Source organism: Peterkaempfera griseoplana, assembly GCF_001418575.1.
Taxonomy (GTDB): Bacteria; Actinomycetota; Actinomycetes; order Streptomycetales; family Streptomycetaceae; genus Peterkaempfera; species Peterkaempfera griseoplana.
Genome location: NZ_LIQR01000433.1, coordinates 1 through 2,872 on the forward strand (window position 1 = coordinate 1; position 2,872 = coordinate 2,872).

General features: G+C 75.3%; 3 protein-coding genes. All 3 read left to right on the forward strand.

What is annotated here, in order from left to right; genetic code table 11:
• Positions 1–999: PP2C family protein-serine/threonine phosphatase (locus AOK09_RS28810; RefSeq protein ID WP_055590178.1), on the forward strand; the 999-nt coding region annotated here is incomplete at its 5' end.
• Between the two features lie 322 nt (positions 1,000–1,321).
• Positions 1,322–1,813, forward strand: coding sequence for a hypothetical protein (locus tag AOK09_RS41185; protein ID WP_063796104.1), 492 nt, complete (start codon positions 1,322–1,324; stop codon positions 1,811–1,813).
• 207 nt (positions 1,814–2,020) lie between these two features.
• Positions 2,021–2,872, forward strand: an 852-nt coding sequence (locus AOK09_RS28820) for a formyltransferase family protein (protein ID WP_265736747.1), incomplete at its 3' end; no start/stop codon positions are given.

Below are 2,872 nucleotides of genomic sequence, written 5' to 3' on the forward strand. Positions count from 1 at the left end.
GACCTGCTCTCCCCACCGCCGGTGAGCACCGTGCCGCTGCTGGCCGCGTCCCCGGTGGCGGCCGCCCCGCTGCTCTCCTTCCGCGGCACGGTGCTCACCGGCACGCTGGCCGCTCTGACCGGTCTGGCGCTCGCCCGCTGGCACGGCGGCGCCATCGACACCACCGCCGTCGTGGAGCTGGTGTCCATCGTGGTGGTCACCGTGTGCGCCGCCGTCATCAACCGGCTGATGGCCCGTGACCGGCTCCGCCTGCGGTCCGCGCGGGACGTCGCCGAGGCCGTCCAGCGGGCGGTGCTGCCGCCCCCGCCGCCCCGGCTGGGCTCGCTCTCCGTCGCCGCCCGCTACACGGCGGCCGAGGAGGAGGCGGAGATCGGCGGTGATCTGTACGCCGTGCAGGAGACCCCGTACGGGGTCCGGCTGATGGTGGCGGACGTCCGCGGCAAGGGGGTGGGGGCGGTGGCGGTGGTCACCGTGGTGCTGGGTGCGTTCCGTGAGGTCGCCGACCGCTGCGACAGTCTGCCCGGGCTGGCCCGGGGCCTGGAGCGGGCTCTGACGAGGCTCGGGCAGGTGGACGGGGCCCCGGACGGTGACGAGCGCTTCGTCACGGCGGTGGTCGCGGAGATCTCCCCCGACCACCGCACGCTGCGGGTGGTCAACCGGGGTCATCCGCCGCCGCTGCTGGTCCACGGCGGCCGGGTCCGCGCACTGGAGCCGACCCGTCCGGCGGTGCCGCTCGGCCTGGCCGCCCTGGCCGGCGAAGCGGAGGCGCCCGTGGACGCCTTCGAGCTGCCGCCGGCGTCGACGCTGGTCCTGTACACGGACGGGGTGACCGAGGCCCGCTGCCCCGACGGGTCCTTCTACGATCCCCTGCCGCGGCTGTCACGCCCGGTGCCGCTGGAGCCCGGTGCGCTGCTGGACGCCGTCATCGCCGACCTCGCGGCGCACACCGGCACCCATCTGACGGACGACGCCGCCATGCTCGCCGTGACCCGGCCCTGACCCGGTCTCACCCGGCCCCGAAACCGCCGGGACTCCCGGACGGCCGGGTGCGGCGCCTCCGCACGGTCAGCCGGCGCCGACCCCCCGTCCGTCGGCCCGCCCAGGGGCGTTCACTCGTTCGAGGGCGCACCCCTTGGAGCCGGGGAGGCCGACGGCCCTGCGCGGCCTTCCCGCAGTGGAGTCTGAGGGGCCGTCGGGCTGGTCCGGTTGGGCGCCTTCGGGGCACTACCCGGACGGCCGCCTGCGGATGCGGGGCCCTCAGGCCCCGGCCTAGCGTCGAGGACGTCGGGGGAATTCCGAACAACACATGAGGTGACTTCAAGTGTCCAAGCGCATCGCGCGGGCTGCCGCCATCGTGACCCTGGCCGCGGCCTCGTCCGTGATTCCGTTCGCCGGCACCGCGTCGGCGAGCTCCCAGGGAGGCGGCCACGAAAGCTACAGCAGCGAGGGAGGTGGCGGCAGCCGCGGAGGCGAGGGCGGCTTCGGCGGTGGCTTCGGCCGCGGCGGCGAGGGCGGCTTCGGCCGTGGCGGTGAAGGTGGCTTCGGCCGTGGCGGCGAGGGCGGCTTCGGCGGCGGCGAGGGCGGCTTCGGCGGTGGCTTCGGCCGCGGCGGCGAGGGCGGCTTCGGCGGCGAGCACGGCCGCGGTGGCGAGCACGGGCGTGGCGGCGAGCACGGCCGCGGTGGCGAGCGTGGTGAGCGCGGCTTCGGCTTCGAGCGCGGTGGCTTCGGCGGCTTCGGCGGTGGCTTCGGCCGCTTCGGTGGCGTCAACGGCTTCGCCGGCTTCGGTAACAACGTGGTGATCGTGTTCCGCTGATCTCCCCGGTGCGGGGCCCGGAGGCTTCGGCCTCCGGGCCCCTTGCTGCGCTGTCCACCCCGCTTGCGCCAGATTCCGCGCGCCCCGGGCGTACGCCAGCGAGCGGCGCTCGCTGGGCCGAACGCCAGGGCCGAAGCGGTCCGCTGTGCCAGTGTGGACGTCCATCGGCTCGCCCCCGTCCGTGCTCCTCACCGCAGGTAGGCCGCCATGCAGATCCTGCTGCTCGCCAGCGCTTTCAACAGTCTCACCCAGCGTGTCTTCGCCGAACTGCGCGACCACGGCCACCGGGTGGCGGTGGAGCTCGTCCGCGAGGACGACTGCTTCCGCCAGGCCGTACGCCTGCACTCCCCCGAGCTGGTGGTGGCACCGATGCTCACCGCCGCCATCCCCAAGGACGTCTGGTCGGCCGTCACCTGCCTGGTGGTCCATCCGGGACCGTTGGGCGACCGCGGCCCCTCCTCGCTGGACTGGGCGATCGGCGAGGGGGTGCACAGCTGGGGCGTCACCGTGCTGCAGGCCGAGGAGGAAATGGACGCCGGCGACGTCTGGGCCACCGCCCACTGCCCGGTGCCCCCCGTCGGCAAGAGCGACCTCTACCGGGGGGAGATCGCCGACGCCGCGCTGCTCGCGGTGGTCGCAGCGGTGGAACGTTTCGCCTCCGGGGTCTACACCCCCAGGCGCCAGACCGGCGCCGACGGGGTCCGCACCCGGCCCTGGCTCACCCAGGCCGTACGGCGCATCGACTGGTCCACGGAGAGCACCGAGTCGGTGCTGCGCAAGCTGCGCGCGGCCGACTCCCAGCCCGGTGTACGGGACGAACTGCTGGGCGGCGAATGGTTCCTGCACGGCGGTCACCCGGAGGACGAGCTGCGTGGCGAACCCGGCCAGGTGGTGGCGACCCGGGACGGTGCCGTCTGCCGGGCGACCACCGACGGCGCGGTGTGGATCCCCCAGCTGCGGCCCCGGCGCTCCCCCGGCGGACCCGCCACCTTCAAGCTTCCGGCGGTGACCGCCCTCGGCGACCGCCTCCCCCCGGTGCCCGAGGTCCCCGCCCCGCTG